The organism is Herbiconiux daphne (genome assembly GCF_024979295.1).
GTDB classification, from domain to species: domain Bacteria; phylum Actinomycetota; class Actinomycetes; order Actinomycetales; family Microbacteriaceae; genus Herbiconiux; species Herbiconiux daphnes.
Genome location: NZ_JANLCJ010000470.1, coordinates 1 through 649, shown reverse-complemented (window position 1 = coordinate 649; position 649 = coordinate 1). Strand labels below are relative to the sequence as shown.

The 649-nt window shown below is 44.1% G+C and carries 1 protein-coding gene; it reads left to right on the top strand.

Annotation, left to right across the window (positions count from 1 at the left end; genetic code table 11):
* On the top strand, positions 1–495 hold a 495-nt coding region (locus tag N1032_RS25915; protein WP_259543496.1), incomplete at its 5' end, for a hypothetical protein.
* Between the last annotated feature and the right edge of the window lie 154 nt (positions 496–649).

The window sequence follows — 649 nt, the reverse complement described above, 5'->3', positions numbered from 1 at the left end:
CCCAACGCCTTGTTAGGGTACAATCAAGGGACTGGTGGGGCACGTCAGATGCTCTCTGGTAAGAAGCCAATGGCACAAGAAGGTTACAACTACATGCGCAATAAGAAATTCTCTCCGGAGTATATTGCGAAAGATGCTAGTGTACCTGTGCCGACTCAAGCTCCTGCCTCAACGGAGATTGTCAATTTAGGTCAAGAGGGTGTTCAACCCCAGACTCCTGACAAATTCTCTCAAGCCTCTCTCATGAGTAACACCCCTGATCAAGCTCCACAACAACCACAGCAACAACCTCAACAGCAACAACCACAAGAAAGAGAACTGAGTGATTCTGAAAAGATTAACCTGTTTGCTTCAAAGATTCGTGGTCTGTTCGATAATGCTTCTGTATATCAAAATACAGCAGCCAATCAGGTTCGCAGTGGTGTAGTAGATCACTGGATGGTATCCTCCCCTGGAATGCGTAAAACAGCTGCCTTATTTGGAGGGTTTCAATAATGGCCACTATGTTTGATAATAAAGGAGCCTTGTCTGGTAATTCTTTCGGATTTGGTAATACATTTACTAATCCACTAAGTAATCAGGTTTCTCCTTTGGCTAATTACAATTCTACTGGAATCATATCCCAAGCCCCTAGCGAAGATGGAGGTAT